At 42.7% G+C, this 15941-nt stretch carries 17 protein-coding genes; 4 read left to right on the top strand and 13 right to left on the bottom strand.

The genetic code is table 11. From position 1 onward, the window contains the following. Positions 1 to 81 precede the first annotated feature (81 nt). Positions 82 to 1005, bottom strand: coding sequence for a peptide-methionine (S)-S-oxide reductase MsrA (gene msrA, locus IGK14_RS04190; protein WP_010747721.1), 924 nt, complete (start codon positions 1003 to 1005; stop codon positions 82 to 84). A 324-nt stretch (positions 1006 to 1329) separates the two neighbouring features. Beyond that, complete coding sequence (locus IGK14_RS04185) at positions 1330 to 1875, bottom strand: cysteine hydrolase family protein (RefSeq protein WP_438711653.1); 546 nt, start codon at positions 1873 to 1875, stop codon at positions 1330 to 1332. 120 nt (positions 1876 to 1995) lie between these two features. Between IGK14_RS04185 and IGK14_RS04180 the strand changes: the two genes are divergently transcribed. Continuing rightward, positions 1996 to 2403, top strand: a complete 408-nt coding sequence (locus tag IGK14_RS04180) for an Lrp/AsnC family transcriptional regulator (protein ID WP_010747719.1) — start codon at positions 1996 to 1998, stop codon at positions 2401 to 2403. Positions 2404 to 2627: 224 nt separating this feature from the next. Here IGK14_RS04180 and IGK14_RS04175 read toward each other — a convergent pair whose 3' ends face one another. The 4 genes from IGK14_RS04175 to rlmH form a co-directional block, all read right to left on the bottom strand. After that, a complete protein-coding gene (locus IGK14_RS04175; protein WP_438711651.1) occupies positions 2628 to 4043 on the bottom strand; it encodes a C40 family peptidase in 1416 nt (471 codons plus the stop codon). A gap of 527 nt (positions 4044 to 4570) precedes the next feature. Next, positions 4571 to 5329 carry a type I methionyl aminopeptidase gene (gene map / locus IGK14_RS04170; protein WP_438711649.1) on the bottom strand — a complete coding sequence of 253 codons (759 nt, stop codon included), beginning with the start codon at positions 5327 to 5329 and terminating at the stop codon, positions 4571 to 4573. A 42-nt stretch (positions 5330 to 5371) separates the two neighbouring features. Then, complete coding sequence (gene truA / locus IGK14_RS04165; protein WP_005225435.1) at positions 5372 to 6109, bottom strand: tRNA pseudouridine(38-40) synthase TruA; 738 nt, start codon at positions 6107 to 6109, stop codon at positions 5372 to 5374. A gap of 65 nt (positions 6110 to 6174) precedes the next feature. After that, positions 6175 to 6654, bottom strand: coding sequence for a 23S rRNA (pseudouridine(1915)-N(3))-methyltransferase RlmH (gene rlmH, locus IGK14_RS04160; protein WP_010747717.1), 480 nt, complete (start codon positions 6652 to 6654; stop codon positions 6175 to 6177). 374 nt (positions 6655 to 7028) lie between these two features. On the opposite strand from rlmH, the gene IGK14_RS04155 reads away from it, so the two are divergent. Continuing rightward, positions 7029 to 8333: a trypsin-like peptidase domain-containing protein gene (locus tag IGK14_RS04155; RefSeq protein WP_142437539.1), complete on the top strand. Its 1305-nt coding sequence runs from the start codon at positions 7029 to 7031 to the stop codon at positions 8331 to 8333. Positions 8334 to 8401: 68 nt separating this feature from the next. On the opposite strand, the gene ytpR is transcribed toward IGK14_RS04155, so the two are convergent. The 4 genes from ytpR to pepA all read right to left on the bottom strand — a co-directional run bounded on the left by ytpR (position 8402) and on the right by pepA (position 11594). Then, positions 8402 to 9016, bottom strand: a complete 615-nt coding sequence (ytpR, locus tag IGK14_RS04150; RefSeq protein ID WP_005225431.1) for a YtpR family tRNA-binding protein — start codon at positions 9014 to 9016, stop codon at positions 8402 to 8404. A gap of 573 nt (positions 9017 to 9589) precedes the next feature. Continuing rightward, positions 9590 to 10051 carry a universal stress protein gene (locus tag IGK14_RS04145; protein ID WP_005225429.1) on the bottom strand — a complete coding sequence of 154 codons (462 nt, stop codon included), beginning with the start codon at positions 10049 to 10051 and terminating at the stop codon, positions 9590 to 9592. A 12-nt stretch (positions 10052 to 10063) separates the two neighbouring features. Further along, complete coding sequence (locus IGK14_RS04140; protein WP_005225428.1) at positions 10064 to 10384, bottom strand: thioredoxin family protein; 321 nt, start codon at positions 10382 to 10384, stop codon at positions 10064 to 10066. A 133-nt stretch (positions 10385 to 10517) separates the two neighbouring features. Beyond that, complete coding sequence (gene pepA, locus IGK14_RS04135; RefSeq protein ID WP_005225427.1) at positions 10518 to 11594, bottom strand: glutamyl aminopeptidase; 1077 nt, start codon at positions 11592 to 11594, stop codon at positions 10518 to 10520. Positions 11595 to 11886: 292 nt separating this feature from the next. Between pepA and IGK14_RS04130 the strand changes: the two genes are divergently transcribed. Beyond that, entirely contained in the window at positions 11887 to 12231 is a 345-nt protein-coding gene (locus tag IGK14_RS04130) for a peptidase (RefSeq protein ID WP_005225425.1), read from the top strand. A gap of 60 nt (positions 12232 to 12291) precedes the next feature. On the opposite strand, the gene IGK14_RS04125 is transcribed toward IGK14_RS04130, so the two are convergent. From IGK14_RS04125 to IGK14_RS04115, 3 genes are all read right to left on the bottom strand, one after another. Then, on the bottom strand, positions 12292 to 13326 hold the full coding sequence (locus tag IGK14_RS04125; protein ID WP_005225424.1) for a hypothetical protein: 1035 nt from the start codon (positions 13324 to 13326) through the stop codon (positions 12292 to 12294). Positions 13327 to 13403: 77 nt separating this feature from the next. Further along, a complete protein-coding gene (locus tag IGK14_RS04120) occupies positions 13404 to 13805 on the bottom strand; it encodes an Ohr family peroxiredoxin (protein ID WP_005225423.1) in 402 nt (133 codons plus the stop codon). A 184-nt stretch (positions 13806 to 13989) separates the two neighbouring features. Beyond that, entirely contained in the window at positions 13990 to 14238 is a 249-nt protein-coding gene (locus tag IGK14_RS04115) for a GlsB/YeaQ/YmgE family stress response membrane protein (protein ID WP_005225422.1), read from the bottom strand. 406 nt (positions 14239 to 14644) lie between these two features. On the opposite strand from IGK14_RS04115, the gene IGK14_RS04110 reads away from it, so the two are divergent. Further along, entirely contained in the window at positions 14645 to 15904 is a 1260-nt protein-coding gene (locus IGK14_RS04110) for an ABC transporter substrate-binding protein (RefSeq protein WP_010747713.1), read from the top strand. Positions 15905 to 15941: the final 37 nt, after the last annotated feature.

Raw genomic sequence — 15941 nt, 5'->3', positions numbered from 1 at the left:
GCGCGGCTTGTGGAGAAAAGAGCCTTCATTTGATTCTTTTCCCCTTTTCTCGGAGCCCCGCTTTTTTTAGTGATCCTCTGTTTATGATCGTTTTTTTCCTCGGTTTGTCCAGCGTTTCAGCCGATAAAAAAGCATCAGTTGTTTGCGCGCTCGCTTGATCCGCTGGTAGCGCTTTGGCTGTTTCTTGTAAAATGCTTGATGGTAGTTTTCCGCTGGCCAAAACTGCGTGGCCTTGCGGATCTCGGTCACGATGGGTTGCTGATAATAACCAGATTGGGCTAGTTCCTTTTTGGCTTCTTGCGCAAGCACTTCCTGTTCAGCAGTCGTATAGAAAATGATTGGGCGATAAAAATTGCCGCGATCTTGAAATTGTCCGAAAGCATCTGTCGGGTCTGTCACTTGCCAGTACAACTGCAACAAGTCCTGATAGGTGATGATTTTGGGATCAAAAACGATCTCTACCGCTTCGACATGCCCTGTTGTTCCGCTTAGTACTTGATCATACGTCGGATTCGGGACTGTTCCCCCAGTATACCCCGACAAGACGGAAAGAATGCCCGGCTGGTCTTCAAAAGGCTCTACCATACACCAAAAGCAGCCGCCAGCAAAAATAGCCACTTCTTGTGCTTTTTCACCTGTTTCGTTCGGCTCCACGGAAACTTCTACTGGTTGGACTTTGCTTGTTTCTTCATTCCTTGCCTTTTTCGGTGCTGACTGGCTGATTGTTTGATAAAACTCTGCGACATTCGGGGTCAGATTGTTTCTCAGTGCCAAAGGACGCAACGACGCTTCTAGTTTTTCCAAAACCCGCTTGGTCTGTTGGTCTTCAAGGCTATTTGACGATTCTTTTTCGTGTTTGCCTGCTTTTTGTTTGGTCGCCAGCTGAGTTTCCAGTGTATTTTTTGCTTGCACCAGTTGTTCTCGTTCCCACTGTCTTGTGCCAGGATGCAAGATCAAATTATAGATTTCTGACAGCCACGCCATCGTTTTTTGCTTCATCACCATTGCCCCTTTGCCTCATGAAGGAGCGACTTTCGCTCCTTGTTTGGTTGCACTGTACCATAGTTTCGCCGATTCGCCCAATTTGATGCCCAAAAAACGTTCGAGAAAAATCCTCGAACGTTTTTGGCTTTTGTATGGGTTGGTGCGTAATTGGTTCGCATGCATCCTCTGAAGAATCAGCTCAGTAGAATTGGTGGGTACGCAACTGGGCATTCATTTTTTTAGAAACATTGAAGCGGAATGAGTTAGGATCACCAATTTCAAAGAGTGATCAAGAACCACTCAATGCAAATGAACGTTGCCTTTGTTGGTAAATACGCAATTTTTCTACAATCCGCTTAAATAGTCATCGGTTTTCATCACCGTAGAGAAGGTTTCCAAGGCCGATAAAAACGCTCGTTGAACAGCTTCCGCAGGAATTTCGTGTGCTTCAAATGTTAATGCTTTCGTTGCCGTGGCATCAGAAATCAGTATGGGCTGATAACCGAGTTCTTTACTAGCTCTTGTGGTTGAATCGATGCACATATGCGTCATCATCCCAGTGATGATAACTTGTTGGACACCTAAAGAGTCTAACGTTTCTTTTAAATTTGTTTCAATGAACGAGTTAGGAAAGTGCTTTTCGATAATAATAGAAGAATGCGTTGTTTTTAACTGTTCATGCAGCCGTACGCCTTTGGTCCCTCGTTCAAAAAAATCAGCCGCTTCTTGATCGTTGATGTGTTGGATATAGATGATCGGGAGTTGCTTTTCGATAAAAGACGCTTCTAGTTTATTTATGTTTGCAAGCGCCTGTTCAGGGGAATGAAGGGCCATTCTTCCTTCTTTAAAATAGTCATTTTGGACATCAATAATTACTAAAGCTTTTTTCATAGAATCACCATTTCTTTTCTTATTTGTTATAATCCAGTATAAATACATATGACCCTACAACAAAGCGTCTCTTGAAAAAGATAAAGTCAATTTACTTTCATTATGAAAGGAGGAACCCTTATGGACATCATCGATGAACAAATCCTAGCTATCCTGAAACACAACAGCAAATTATCGAATAAAGAAATCGGCGAAATGGTCCACCTGACGGGACAAGCTGTAGGCAATCGGATCCTGAAATTGCAAGATGAAGGAATCATTCAGCGATTTAGTATTGTAGTAAACTATCCAAGTACGCAATACATCCGGTTTTTTATGGATTCAAATCGCTATACAGATTTTGAAGCCTTCGTGAATCAATACAAAGAAATTGAAGTCTTTCATAAAGTTTCAGGTCAAGCTTGTTATCTCTTGGTCAGTCATTTTACAGATGTAACCTTCCCTTTGTTTATAGAGAGTCTCTCAAAATGGGGCAGGTATAGTGTAGAAACCTTTGTTGCTGATAAACTCAATCATGGGGATGATTGATGTGCTTGCTAAAGGGTTGTTGAATAAAGCTTTCACTGGAGCGGTGAGAGGGATAAGAAAAAGGGGCAAAACGATTTGAGTTTTTTGCTTTTAAATGAATTGTTCGAAATTCATTGTCCTAATTATATTAATTAAACTTGAGAAAGCAAAAAGCGAATCAAGTGTGGATTCGCTTTTTGCTTTCATCTAGGATAATAAAAAATATTGATAATTTTTGCGAGAACTTATTTAACACTTGTACCTTGAGTGTTAACATATCCAATCCATGTATTTGTATTATCATATAAGGAATAGAAGGTCTTTCCATTTCCTAATGTATATTTTACTTTAGCAGTGTAACTATTACCATACAACTGACCTGCTTCGAATTTTTTACTAGTCCAATAAAAATTGTTCCACATAGGATAGTTTTTGCTAGTAATCTGTACTCCTATGTTAATATTTTCAGTTCTTAAATCTTCAGTAGCATCAGAATTAATATAACCTATCCATGTGTCGCCTTGATATATAGAATAAAATATCTTTCCATTTGACAGAGTATATTTATATTTTGCTTTATAGACCAGACCACTCGAATAATTTTCTGTACTTCCTAATTTACTCGTCCAATATAGGTTTCCCCAAATCGGATAATTCTTCGTCGCACTGACAAATTTATCAATATTTTCAGCCTTCAAATCAATAACCGCTTCAGCATTGATATAACCAAACCATTGATCACCACGATAGAGAGAATAAAACTTTTTACCATTTGTTAAAGTATAACTAACAGATGTATAGTACACTGGATTATCGGCGAAATCAGAAGTATCGCCTAGTTTACTAGTCCAAGAGAGATTTCCCCATCTTGGATAATTTTTAGTTGCCATAATATTTTTATTCTCGCTTGTAGCGGTTAATTCTTCAACTGCTACAGTATTAATAAATCCTACAAAGGAATCTCCACGATATAGTTCATAAAACGTTCTACCATCACTAAAAGAGATTTGATTTTTCGCATAATAAACTAAACCATCTTGAAAATTAGAAGTATTTCCATTTTGAGAAGTAAATTCTAAGTTGTTCCATATTGGATAATTACTGACCGCCATAACCGTTTTTCCATAAGGCACTGTTTGGTATTCTGATAGATCCATCCGGATGGCAAATGATGGATAGAAACTGTCCCAGATTGGAGATAATTCAACCGTTCTTCCAAAAGTTGGAGCATGAATATACTGATTATTTCCAATATAAATGGCAGTATGACTCGTTTTCCCTCTACTTCCCCAAAAAAGTAAGTCACCTGGTTTAGCCTCAGAGATAGGAATTTGCTTTCCAGCATACTCTTGCTCCCACGTCAATTTTCCGACATCTTTTCCTGTAACTTGATTAAAAACATAATAAACTAAGCCAGAACAATCAAATTTGTCAGGTCCCAATCTATCAGGATTTGTTTGAGTATATGGTTTACCTATATGTTTTTTTGCTTCTGCTACAATTTGCTCTCTTTGACTCAAATTACCGCCTGATAATGAACGAGATACGACCTCTCTTGTTAGTTGATTATTTTGAGAATTAATTTCATTGATGAATTCTACATATTCTTCATATATCATAACTGAACTACGATTATCCTTTGAATAGTCTTCAAAAGTCACCTGCCCATCGTCAAACTCATCTGCTTGTACAGATTGGAATGTGAAATTATGAACAAAAAAAACAACCAATTCCTAATAATAAAATACCCCATACACGTTTTTTCACTTTATCTCTCCTTTATATTTTTATCTTAAAAGTATATCACGGTTTTTTCAGTAAATAAAGGCTATAAAGAGATAAATATAGATGAATAAAAACTTCTAAATTTAACGATTCTGATTTTTCCGAGAATTTTTTTCGTTCTCTCAAAACTATAACGATATTTTAAAAAGGAAATAACAAAAAAATACTTCGATACTGACTCTTCTTATATCCAGCTTTTATATCTTTTAATGTTTACTCCAAAAAGCTTCTACTGGAAGTAGTTTGATTGTTTCATAATCATTTCCTAAAAAGACCTACTTTTCTTCCTATTTGAATGTGCTATACCCTAGCTTCGCAACTTCGACAAGTAAATGCAAAAAATCGTTCGTGTAGAAACACTCGAACGATTTTCGTATTTTCTTCTATTCTATCGGCCTTGTGTTCACGTTTCTTCCTTTTGCAACGTCATGATAATAGGACCTTCTTTGGTGATGGCGATCGAATGTTCATATTGGGCACAATAACTGCCGTCAATGGTGCGTGCTGTCCAGCCGTTCGGGTCCATCTTCATGCGCCAAGTGCCTGTCGTGATCATCGGTTCGATGGTGATCGTCATACCTTCTTTCAACCGAATTCCTTTGCCAGGTAACCCGAAATGAGGAAAGAATGGTTCTTCATGAATGGTTGGGCCAATGCCGTGAGCAATAAAGTCCCGCACGACACCATACCCTTTTTCTTCAGCGAAGCTTTGGATCGCATAACCAATATCGCCAACTCGGTTGCCGACCTGTGCTTGCTCGATTCCTCTCATCAAGGCTTCTTTCGTGACTTCCATCAGTGCTTGATGTTCTGGTGAAATCTCTCCTACCGCATACGTCCAACAGCTGTCAGAGATTGCCCCTTTGTAATCGACACAAAAATCGACTTTAATGACATCGCCTGATTTTAAAACATATTCTGAAGGGAAACCATGACAAATCTCTTCATTGACACTGATACACGTCGCAAATTCATAGCCTTCAAACCCGATTTGCGCGGCTGTTGCCCCTGCAGCTTCTATCTGTTGATGGACAAAGGCGTTGATTTGGTTCGTGGTGATACCGGGAACGATTTTCTCTCGTAGCTGTTCGTGAATACTTGCCAAGATACGACCAGAAGTTTTCATTTGTTCGATCTCTCGTGGGGTTTTTAATGTGATCAATAGATGATCTCCTTTCCTTAAATAGCCATTACCATGTTTCTTTTAATAATACACCTCATCTAGAAATAAGCCATGAGAAGGCACTGTTTCACCAGCTGCTTGTCGTACTTTATCGGCTAACACTTGATCGATCACTTCTGGTGGCAGTGTGCCATCGCCAATGGCAATCAGTGTGCCTGTCAAGATTCGGACCATTTTATGCAAAAAGCCGTTGCCTTTGAAGGTAAACCGCAATAGGTCGCCTTCTGGTGTGATGGTGATTTCATCGATCGTGCGCACCGTTGATTTTTTTGATTTTTTCAATGCAGAAAAGCCGATAAAATCATGGGTGCCGATCAACTTCTCAGCCGCTTGCTGCATTTTTTCCAAATCAAGGGGCTGCGGGCAATGAAAACTAGTATTGCGAGCAAAGACCGATGGGATCGCGTTGTTCCAAACATAATAGCTATATTGCTTGCCTTTGGCGTGATAGCGTGCATGGAAGCGCTCAGGCACCTCTTCAATCTTGTTGACGACGATGTCTTGCGGCAAATAGCGGTTAAAGAACTGCTGCATCTCTGGCAAACTCATTTGATGGGTCGTCTTGAAATTCGCCACTTGTCCTCGAGCATGCGTGCCCGCATCGGTTCTGCCAGAACCGACGATCTCAATTTCTTCTCCCGTCAATAATTTGATGACCCCTTCAACTTTTTCTTGGATTGTTTTTTCAGAATCTCCTAGTCGTTGCCACCCTAAGTAGCGCTTGCCGTCATATTCAATCGTTAATTTGATATTTCGCATGGTTGTTGCTCCTTTTTACCGGTAGTACCGGTGGATAATTTTTTCTATTATATTGCTTGAGATATTTACTTATGATACGGCGCCCCCGTATTGATTCGATACGCGCGATAGATTTGCTCCAATAAGATCAGTTTCATGAGTTGGTGGGGGTAGGTCATTTTGCCAAAAGAGATCTTGGCATCACTGCGGGTCATGACTTCTTGGCTTAAGCCTAGGGAGCCGCCGATGACGAAGGTCAGTTGGCTTTTTCCTTGGATGCCGAGCTGATCGATTTGTTTGGCGAAGGCTTCGCTGGTGGGGTTAGTGCCTTCGATCGCTAAGGCAAAGACATATTCGGTGTCTTTGATTTTGGCTAAAATGCGCTGCCCTTCTTTTTCTTTGATTTGCAGCATTTGGGCTTCACTCAAGGTTTCTGGTGCTTTTTCATCCGATACTTCGACAAACTCAAGCTTTGCGTATGCCCCCAATCGCTTGGCGTACTCGTTGATTCCTTGAACGAGGTACTTTTCTTTTAATTTTCCTACCGTGACGACTTTGATTTTCATAGGTTCCTCCTCGTTATCCCCTTATTTTATGAAAATGTGGACAATGCTATCCACAACCTTTTACACACTTTGACTTTCTTTGAAATTCTTCTATTCCTATCTATAAAACCGCGACACTTCAAGGGTTTCTTCATCCACCCAACCAAAGCTTTCAAGTTTGTCCACACACTGTGGATAAACAGACCTTTGCTTCTCCCCAGATTCCCCTGCTATTTTTATTCAAAAATGAACGGGTTTTGCGAAGAAAATTTCATCGTTTGAAACAGATTCTTACGCAACTTCTTCATATTTTTTTCAAAATCTCTTAGTAGACTAATCTCAGATAGAAGGAATATACTGATTATAACGAATTATTCATTGAGGGGGAAATAGTAATGGCAAGAAAATATGTCACACCAGGCAAGAAAACTTCTCCTGGTTTATTAAAACGATTAGGTATTGGGATTTTAGGCGGTATGGTCGGCGGTTTATTGACCTTCGGCGGTCTGTATCTGGCAATGGGTTCCTCTTTGACTTCAACACCAGAAACCACGACCAACAGCGGGGTCCAAGATTCTAACGGACAAACCCAAGTATCCAATGTAAAACTTGATGTGACTAGCGATGTCACTGAGGCAGTTGAAAAAGTACAAGATTCTGTCGTTTCCATCATTAATCTACAACAAAGTCAAAGCAACGACTGGAACAGCCTCTTTGGTCAGCAAGGCGGACAAAGTGAAGGCGATAGCCAAAGCGACGACGACAGTGCTTTAGAAGCTTCTTCTGAAGGGAGTGGAGTCATCTACAAAATCGATGGCGACGATGCCTATGTTGTAACCAACAACCACGTCGTAGAAGGTCAAGACGGTTTGGAAGTTGTTTTAGCAGACGGTACGAAAGTTAAAGCTGAATTGGTCGGTACTGACGCTTACACAGACTTAGCTGTATTGAAAATCTCTTCAGAGCATGTGACGACTGCCGCAACATTTGGTGATTCAAGTGCCTTGAAAGTCGGCGAACCAGCCATCGCGATCGGTTCACCTCTCGGCTCTGACTACGCAAACTCTGTGACACAAGGGATCGTTTCTTCCTTGAATCGTCAAGTAACAAGCCAAAACGAATCTGGTGGTACGATCAGCATCAATGCGATCCAAACGGATGCTGCGATCAACCCAGGGAACTCTGGTGGTCCACTGATCAACGTTGATGGTCAAGTGATTGGGATCAACTCAAGTAAAATCGCCAGCACCTCTGGCTCTGCTTCAGGTGTTAGTGTCGAAGGGATGGGCTTTGCGATCCCAAGTAACGATGTCGTTGAAATCATCAATCAACTAGAAGCAGACGGCAAAGTGGTCCGCCCTGCACTAGGTATCCAAACGATCGATTTAGGTTCCATCACATCACAACAACAAGAACAAATCTTGAAAGTTCCTTCATCCGTAACTTCAGGCGTTGTGATCTATTCAGTCAACAATGCAACACCAGCAGAACAAGCAGGATTGCAACAATATGATGTTATCACGAAGATCGAAGATACAGAAGTCAGCACAACAACGGATCTACAATCTGCGTTGTACAAACACAAAGTCGGTGACACGATCACTGTAACCTTCTATCGTGGCGATGAAGAAAAAACGGCAGAAGTAAAACTTTCCGTTGATACATCGATCAACGAACAATCAACAGACAGCAGCAACTAATCACCAAAACCAATCGAAACAATCAAAAAATGAACTGCCGCAAAAACAGGAAGCGGCAGTTCATTTTTTTAGGCTTTACCGACTGGAAAAGCTTCACCTACAACGGCATCTTGAGGCAGCTCAAGGATGCCTTTTTTCATTGGTGCACCTTCTAAATGCAGTTCTTTAGCAGAGCAGATCATTCCGAAGCTTTCTACGCCACGAAGCGTACCCGGCCAAATCATCAAGCCATCTGGCATCATTGCCCCAGGTTTTGCGACAACGACTTTCAAGCCTTTACGGATATTGGCAGCACCACAGACGATTTGCAAAACTTCCCCATCCCCGACTTCTGTTTCCGTGATAGACAGATGGTCGCTGTCTGGATGTTCCACACATGATTTCACATAGCCAACGACGATTTTTGGTTCTGTATCTGCTGGCAGTTCTTCGCTGAATCCTGCTTCTTTGATCATGGTGTTCAATTGTTGGATTTGTTCTTTCGTCAACGTCACTTGGCCACGGCCTTCGATCGTCATCACTTCTGAGATCGCAAAAAAGTTCCAGCCGACGATCGTGCCTTCTTCATTTTTGATTTGGGCAACATTGCCTTTGCGTTCGACGGTTTGTTCTAATCCTTTATCATCTGCTGTGATGGCAAGCAGTGTATCACTGACATATTCTTTGTTATAAGCAAAAATCACGTTTTTTCCTCCTTAGGTACTTACACATTCCGCCCATAATCTTAACAAATTTTTCGGCATCCGTCATGGAATTTCTTTGTTTTCCTTGAAATTCTAGTTATTTTCAAAGACAAAAAACGCCTGAGAACCAACTTCTGCTGGCTGACTTAGGTTGAAAATTGGCGAAGGAGCAGAACCCGCGGCTTCTCAAGAACTTGCTAGTAGAACTACTTTCTACGAAAGAAGGCAACAATAAGTTATCCAAAAACTGTATACAGAAAAAAACTAAGAACCAGCTGCGGCTTATTAGCTAAGACGCTGCTTTACTAACGAGCCGATAAACGCTGGTTCTAAAAACTTCTGTTTGGCACTACTACCTATGTAACAAGACAACAGCGACAGATGTCTTCCCTCAAAACGAGCAAAAAAGCCTGAGAACCAGCTGCAGTTCATCAGCGAAAGACGGTGCTTTGCTAACAAGTGAAACATCGCTGGTTCTCAGGAACTTTCTTTTAACCCTTGTCTGCTTTTGCTGCCATCTTCTTTAAGGAAAAGAACTCGGCAACGACAAGCTTATTTTTTCAAAAAATGACCTTAGGCTTTTGTTTCTTCAGGCGATACGATCAGCACGTCGCACCGGGCTTCACGGATAACGAAGCTGGCGACACTCCCCATCATGAAGCGTTCCACGGCATTCAGCCCAGATTGCCCCACCATGATCAAATCGATGTCGTATTGATCTGGTAATTGAGTGGCAAGGGCGTCTTTGATGGAGCCGTAAGCGACGATGCCTTCAACTAGATCAAAATCCACTGATTTTGCATAAGCTTTGCAGTCGTCGATCAGATTTTTCGCCGTATCTTTTTCTTGTTCCAAGATCGAACTATCCAAAGGTGCATAGCCCATCATGGTCGGCACTTGCTGGTCGATGATCGTTGCGGCATAGACCTTCCCTTGATTTCGACGAGCGACTTCCACTGCTTTTTTGAAGGCAGACATCGCTTGATCTGAACCGTCGATCCCTACTAAAATGTTTTGATATCTTTGTGCTTCCATCTTTTTCCCCTCCTATGCTGATTGTACGCTGGTTAAAAAGGCTTCGATCTCTTCTTTGGTTTTGCGATCCTTGTTGACTAACCGTCCCAGCTCCTTGCCGTCTTCGATAACGACGAGGCTAGGAATACCAAAAATGTTCCATTCAACCGCTACATCCATGTATTCATCACGGTCGACTTCGATAAATTGAAAATCTGGAAAGTCCGCTTCGATCTCAGGCAATTGCGGTTTGATGTAGCGGCAATCGCCACACCAATCGGCGGTGAAAAAGAAGACATTTTTGCCTTTCTCCACATATGTTGCTAACTCTGCTAAATCTTTTGGAATAATCAAATGCTCACCACTTTCTTTTCTTTCAGTATACACCTTTCTTTCGGGGACTACCAACTGACATGCTGATCTTGCAAACCCCTGCAGAAAAAAAGAGACAACGGGTTGCTGTCTCTTTGCTTTCGTTCGTTCTCGCTTATTGTCCTGCCAAAATCGTATCAACGGTTGAACGATCCAAACCTTTCAAGACTTGAATCACCATTTCCCGTGCCGCTTCATAATCAGCGATACTGAATAATGTTTGGTGAGTATGGATGTAACGTCCAGGAACACCGATAACTGAACTTGGGATTCCTTCATTTGCCATGTGTGCCGCACCAGCGTCGGTACCACCTTTTGAAACAAAGTATTGGTAAGGAATGTTGTTGCTTTCTGCTGTATCCAACAAGAATTCTTTCATCCGTGGCAACATGATCATGCCCGGATCATAGATTCGCATCAAAGTCCCTGCCCCTAGATGACCAAAGGTACCATTTTTGGTGACTGTGTCATCTGCTGGCGAGCAATCGACCGCAAAGAACAAGTCGGGTTTGAATTTCGTCACAGACGGACGAGAACCTCGTAAGCCGACTTCTTCTTGAACGTTGGCACCAGCAATCAGCGTATGGCCTAACGTTTCCTCTTTCAAGGCTTCAAGTGCTTCTAAGACGACTGCACAGCCGTAACGGTTGTCCCAAGCCTTCGAGATGATGTTTTTCCCATTGGCTGTTTTGATGGTTTCCACTTGTGGGACGATCGTATCGCCAGGACGTACCCCAAAGCTTTCTGCTTCTTCTTTTGATTCAAACCCAGCATCAAACAAAATATCTGTGACTTCGACATTTTTTTGACCGCTGCTTCCTCGCAACAAATGTGGCGGTACTGAAGAAGAAACACATGGATAATCGCCTTTTGCTGTTTTCAATGTAAAGCGTTGAGCAGAAACCACATAAGGGTTCCATCCGCCCAAAGGAGTGACTTTGAATAAGCCGCGATCGGTGATCGTCGTCAATAAGAAACCAACTTCATCCATGTGAGCAGCTACCATCACTCGTGGTGCATCTGCTTCTTGGTGGTGACGCAAACCGAAGATGCCGCCTAAGCCGTCTTGTTGGATCTCGTCCACCAAGGGGGTCATCGCTTCACGCATATACGCCCGCACGTCGTGTTCAAACCCACTGGTTCCTTGTAACTCCGTTAGTTCTTTGATGCGTTGAAATGTTTTTTCTTCCATGATCATTCGAGAAACACGTATCGGTTGTTTGCTGCCCTAAAGAAACAAAGCTGCTTTTTTTGAAAAAGCAACGCTTGCTGTTGCTGTGTTTTCCAGCAATTTTTGGGCGAAACAACGGATGTGCTCTCTTCCTCCTTATTCCTACTGATATTCTTTATTATAGCGCAAATTTCTATTGTTGGTTATTTTTCTTATAGAATATTTCTAAACTATGGTAAACTATTGTTAAGAGAACCTGTGCTTTCACCGAGATCAAAACATTCGGGAAAACTTACTTTAGGAGGGACATTAGATGGAGAATGAGCATCCATTGCATTATTTTAAAAATGGACTGACCATCGGTTTAGGTCTTGGCTTTGCAGGAGGGATTTTTTCAACGATCTGGTTGAAGAAAAGGCAAGCCATGAATGCCGATGATGTCTTAGACAATATAAAAGCGGCGTTTATCAAAGAAGGACCGATCGAAGGTTCTTGGATCAATTTCGAAAAACAACCTTTGCGCAAATTTGCGATCACTTCCCAAGGATATACTGGCGGCATCACCCGCACCGAAGACGGGCAGCTTGTCACCTATGAATTTTTGGCAGATGCTCATACAGGCACCGTCTTAGATATCCAACGAGCAATCGTGGACTAATCACTGCACTTACGACCAGCTTCTTAAGAGGCTGGTCTTTTTTCTTTTTAAGTAGTGCTTTTACTGGAGCAAGGTCGCAAGGTCCAATACCACGACTTCATCGATGCTGCCGCCTTTTTGCCGATACGCCCATGCCCCACTTTCAAACAAGCAGTACAGCTGTCCTTTTTCTACCACGATCTGTTCAAGGTAATGGGGAAACTTGATGCGCCGCAACGCATGTTTGCGGGTCAGCACCGTTGCATCCTTTGAAAAGACCCATAACTCCGCCGACCCTGGTCCAAAGGAACGTGCCAGCAACATGTATTCAGTGGTAAAGGCGATACTTTGGACTTTCGTGGTGGTGACCCTTCTCTTACTAGGCTTGATGCGATGAGGCGCTTTGCGACCGCTGGCTGAAAGAACAGGCAGCGGATAATTCGCCACCACGCCTCCTTGTTTCAAGGCAAAAGTCCCCGAGACAAGTTCCTCGCCATCGGCTGCCAAATAGGAGCTGTGAGTGATGCCTGCCAATTCGATGACTTGCTGATAAGCGATAGACTGATTGGTTGCCAAGGAATCATCTTCCAGCAGTGCTTGTAGAGAAACACACGCCACGCGCCCCATTCCTTTCCCTGTAATGGTTAGCCACAGCATTTGCGTTGCTCGATCAAAGACTAGCCCACCGACATGGGGGCGTTTTGGCAGAACCACCGTTTTCAGATGCCGCCCGCTCGTTCTTTCTATTATATAAAGCTGTGAGTGATGTTCCTGCTGCGAACAATACGCTGAGATGAACAAATAGTCCTCTGAAACGGCCAACCCTTGCGGGGTCATTGCTTCACACTGATCCGCATGCTTGTGCAGCCTCGTTTCTGCTTTCGCCGTTGCCGTCGTTGCCACTGCGGCAGTGGCTTCTTTTAAACCTGGAACCAAAAGGACTGCTTCCCTGTTTGCCCCGGCTGCCAGCCACGCTTGCCGCACGCTGGGATAACGCTTCAGTTGAGCTGCCAGTGCTTGGTTGTGGCGCGCCTGTCGGTGCTTTTTTAGCCAGTACACCACAAAAAGGCCAACCACAAACACGCCCAAAAGCAGCAAGCTCTCTGTTTGTCTCATTGATTGGCCTCCTTGATGAATTCCCTCTTGTCGGCTGATTTACCAACCGCTTATTGTTTGTCTATTCGTAATACTGCTTAGACTACTTGAACTTCGACATCAATGTTGCCGCGAGTGGCACGAGAATACGGACAAAAATCGTGGGCTTCTTCTGCGATTTTCTCTGCCTCGGCTTTTTCAACGCCTGGTAACGATACCTCTAAAATCACGCCGATTTGGTAACTGCCGTCCTCATGCTGATACAAAGACACTCTTGCTTTAACTTCGGATTCGGATTCGATGTTATGCTCTTTCAGCATATGCTGTACGGCACCGTTGAAGCATGAAGCATAGCCTGCGGCAAATAATTGCTCTGGATTGGTCCCTTCACTATGAAGACCTGGCTTGTCGATTTTCAGGTGAAAACTACCGTTTGGTGCTTCGACCTCTCCGACACGTCCGCCTCGATTGATCATCGCTGTTTCATATTGCTTTTTCATTGAACCTCTTCCTTTCTTTTTTTGACCTACTTCAAGTGTAACGACAATTTTCTAATCTGACAAAGGGATTGCTTATGCATCCTTTTAAAAAACAAAAAAGGCAAACCCAGAAACTCTGGATTTGCCTGTCTATTCAAGGTAGTTCCTACCCGAAATAAATGAATGAAAACAATTGCTGAATGGACTAGCCGTTTGAACGTCCTAAGAAGAATGAAACAACAGCAACTACAATAACCGCACCAATAATTGATGGGACGATTGCCATTCCAGCAAGTGATGGACCCCAAGAACCTAAGATCGCTTGTCCAATAGCTGAACCTACTAAACCTGCAACGATGTTGGCGATCCAACCCATTGATCCACCTTTATTTGTGATAGCTCCGGCGATCAAACCGATAATAGCTCCTACGATTAATACCCATAACCAATGCATATTTTTCTCCTTCTTTCTTTTAAGTAGTTATTACACATATTATGTTACGCTTAATCCCCGTTTTAGACAAAAGATTTGCACTCAATTTGCAAAAAAAATTTTCAAACCTTGTTATATTAACGTTTATCAGCACTTCCTAATTATCGTTGTAAGAGCTTTAATTCGTTTTTTTTAGTATTGGTGCATTTTTTGAAATCGTTTTATTTTGTATTTTGCATCTTATCCGCTAAACTGAGGGAGAACCACTCTTATTTTGTCAGATAATTGGCACTTTTCACTCCTCAATCAGTCGTAGGACTGCTATCTTTTCAGTACATCAGCTATTTTTCATTGGGGGACGTTTCGATCGTTTTCGATTGGAAACGTTTTTTTGAACAAAAATCATTCAATAAAGGAGAGGAACAAAATGAACAAAAAAATAGGTTATTCAATTTTGTCTTTGGCGGCAGTGATGTTAGGGGTCGCTGGCTGCGGCAGTGGTGACAGTGCCAGCGAGAACAAGCAGATCCGTATGTTCGTTTCTGGAGATACCAGTGAAGGCGGCGCTTATTCGAAAATGGCGGAAAAATACAAGGAAGAAACTGGTGTGACTGTCGAAGTCACCGATGTGCCTTATGCGGACTTGCTGACAAAGATCACCAAAGCTGTTCAAGCGGATGATGCGCCAGAAGTCGTGCGGGTTTCTACCGTTCAACCTGACTGGAATGACTATCTGATGGATCTATCAGACATTGCCAGTGAGGCAAACACATTGGAATCGATGACGATCAAAGATGAAGCAGATGTCGTCAAAGCACTCCCTTCTGATGTCACTGCCACTGGGTTGTTTATCAATACGGATTTGTTTGACGAAGCTGGTGTGACCTACCCCACTTCGGAAGAGGATATTTGGACTTGGGATGAATTTTTAACTGCGATCAATGAAGTCGTTGAAAAAACCGATGCCAAATACGGCATGGTCATGGACGCGTCGGATCACCGTTTACGGGCTTTCACTTATCAATACGGGGGACAAGATTTCTTTTTAGATGACAGCGGTGATTCTTACACGACCGATGATGCTACGAAAGCGGCTTTGCAAAAATTTGTTGATTTGAACAATGACGAAGTGATGCCAAAATCGGTTTGGACCTCTGGAGAAGATGCTTCTGCTATGTTCAAGAGCGGCCGTGTTCCAGCTTACTTTTCTGGCAGCTGGCAGATCGTTGATTTTTCTACCAACATCAGCAACTTTAACTGGCAATCGACCTATTCTCCTTATGAAGAGACCCGCGCGGTCAATATGGGCGGCAACTTCATCACTGGCTTCAACAACAGTAAAAACAGTGAAGAAGGCGAAAAATTCATCAAATGGTTGTACGAAGAAGAAAATTACAAACAGCTTTGTACCTATGCTGGTTACTTACCTGCGGTGGAAGATTTGACGGTCGACTATGAACAAGGCCAGGATGCTTATGAAATCTACAACCAAGAGATCGCAGCCGCTGCTCAACCAATCAGCAGCAAGCAAACTACCGATCAAGTGACGATGAGTATGAAAGGCTACACTGGATTGACAGGGGCTTACCGTGATGCCATCGTGCAAGTGTTAAATGATGAAATTACATTAGATGAGGCAATCGACAAGACGATCAAGGATTACAATGATGGGTTTTTGAAGAAATAAACAGACGTTCAACCACAAAGAACCCATAGTCTGGCTT

Origin of the sequence: Enterococcus sp. DIV0970a (genome assembly GCF_051711265.1) — a bacterium.
Taxonomy (GTDB): domain Bacteria; phylum Bacillota; class Bacilli; order Lactobacillales; family Enterococcaceae; genus Enterococcus_D; species Enterococcus_D casseliflavus.
The sequence above is the reverse complement of the archived record's forward strand: the minus strand, read 5'-3'. Positions and strand labels throughout refer to the sequence as shown.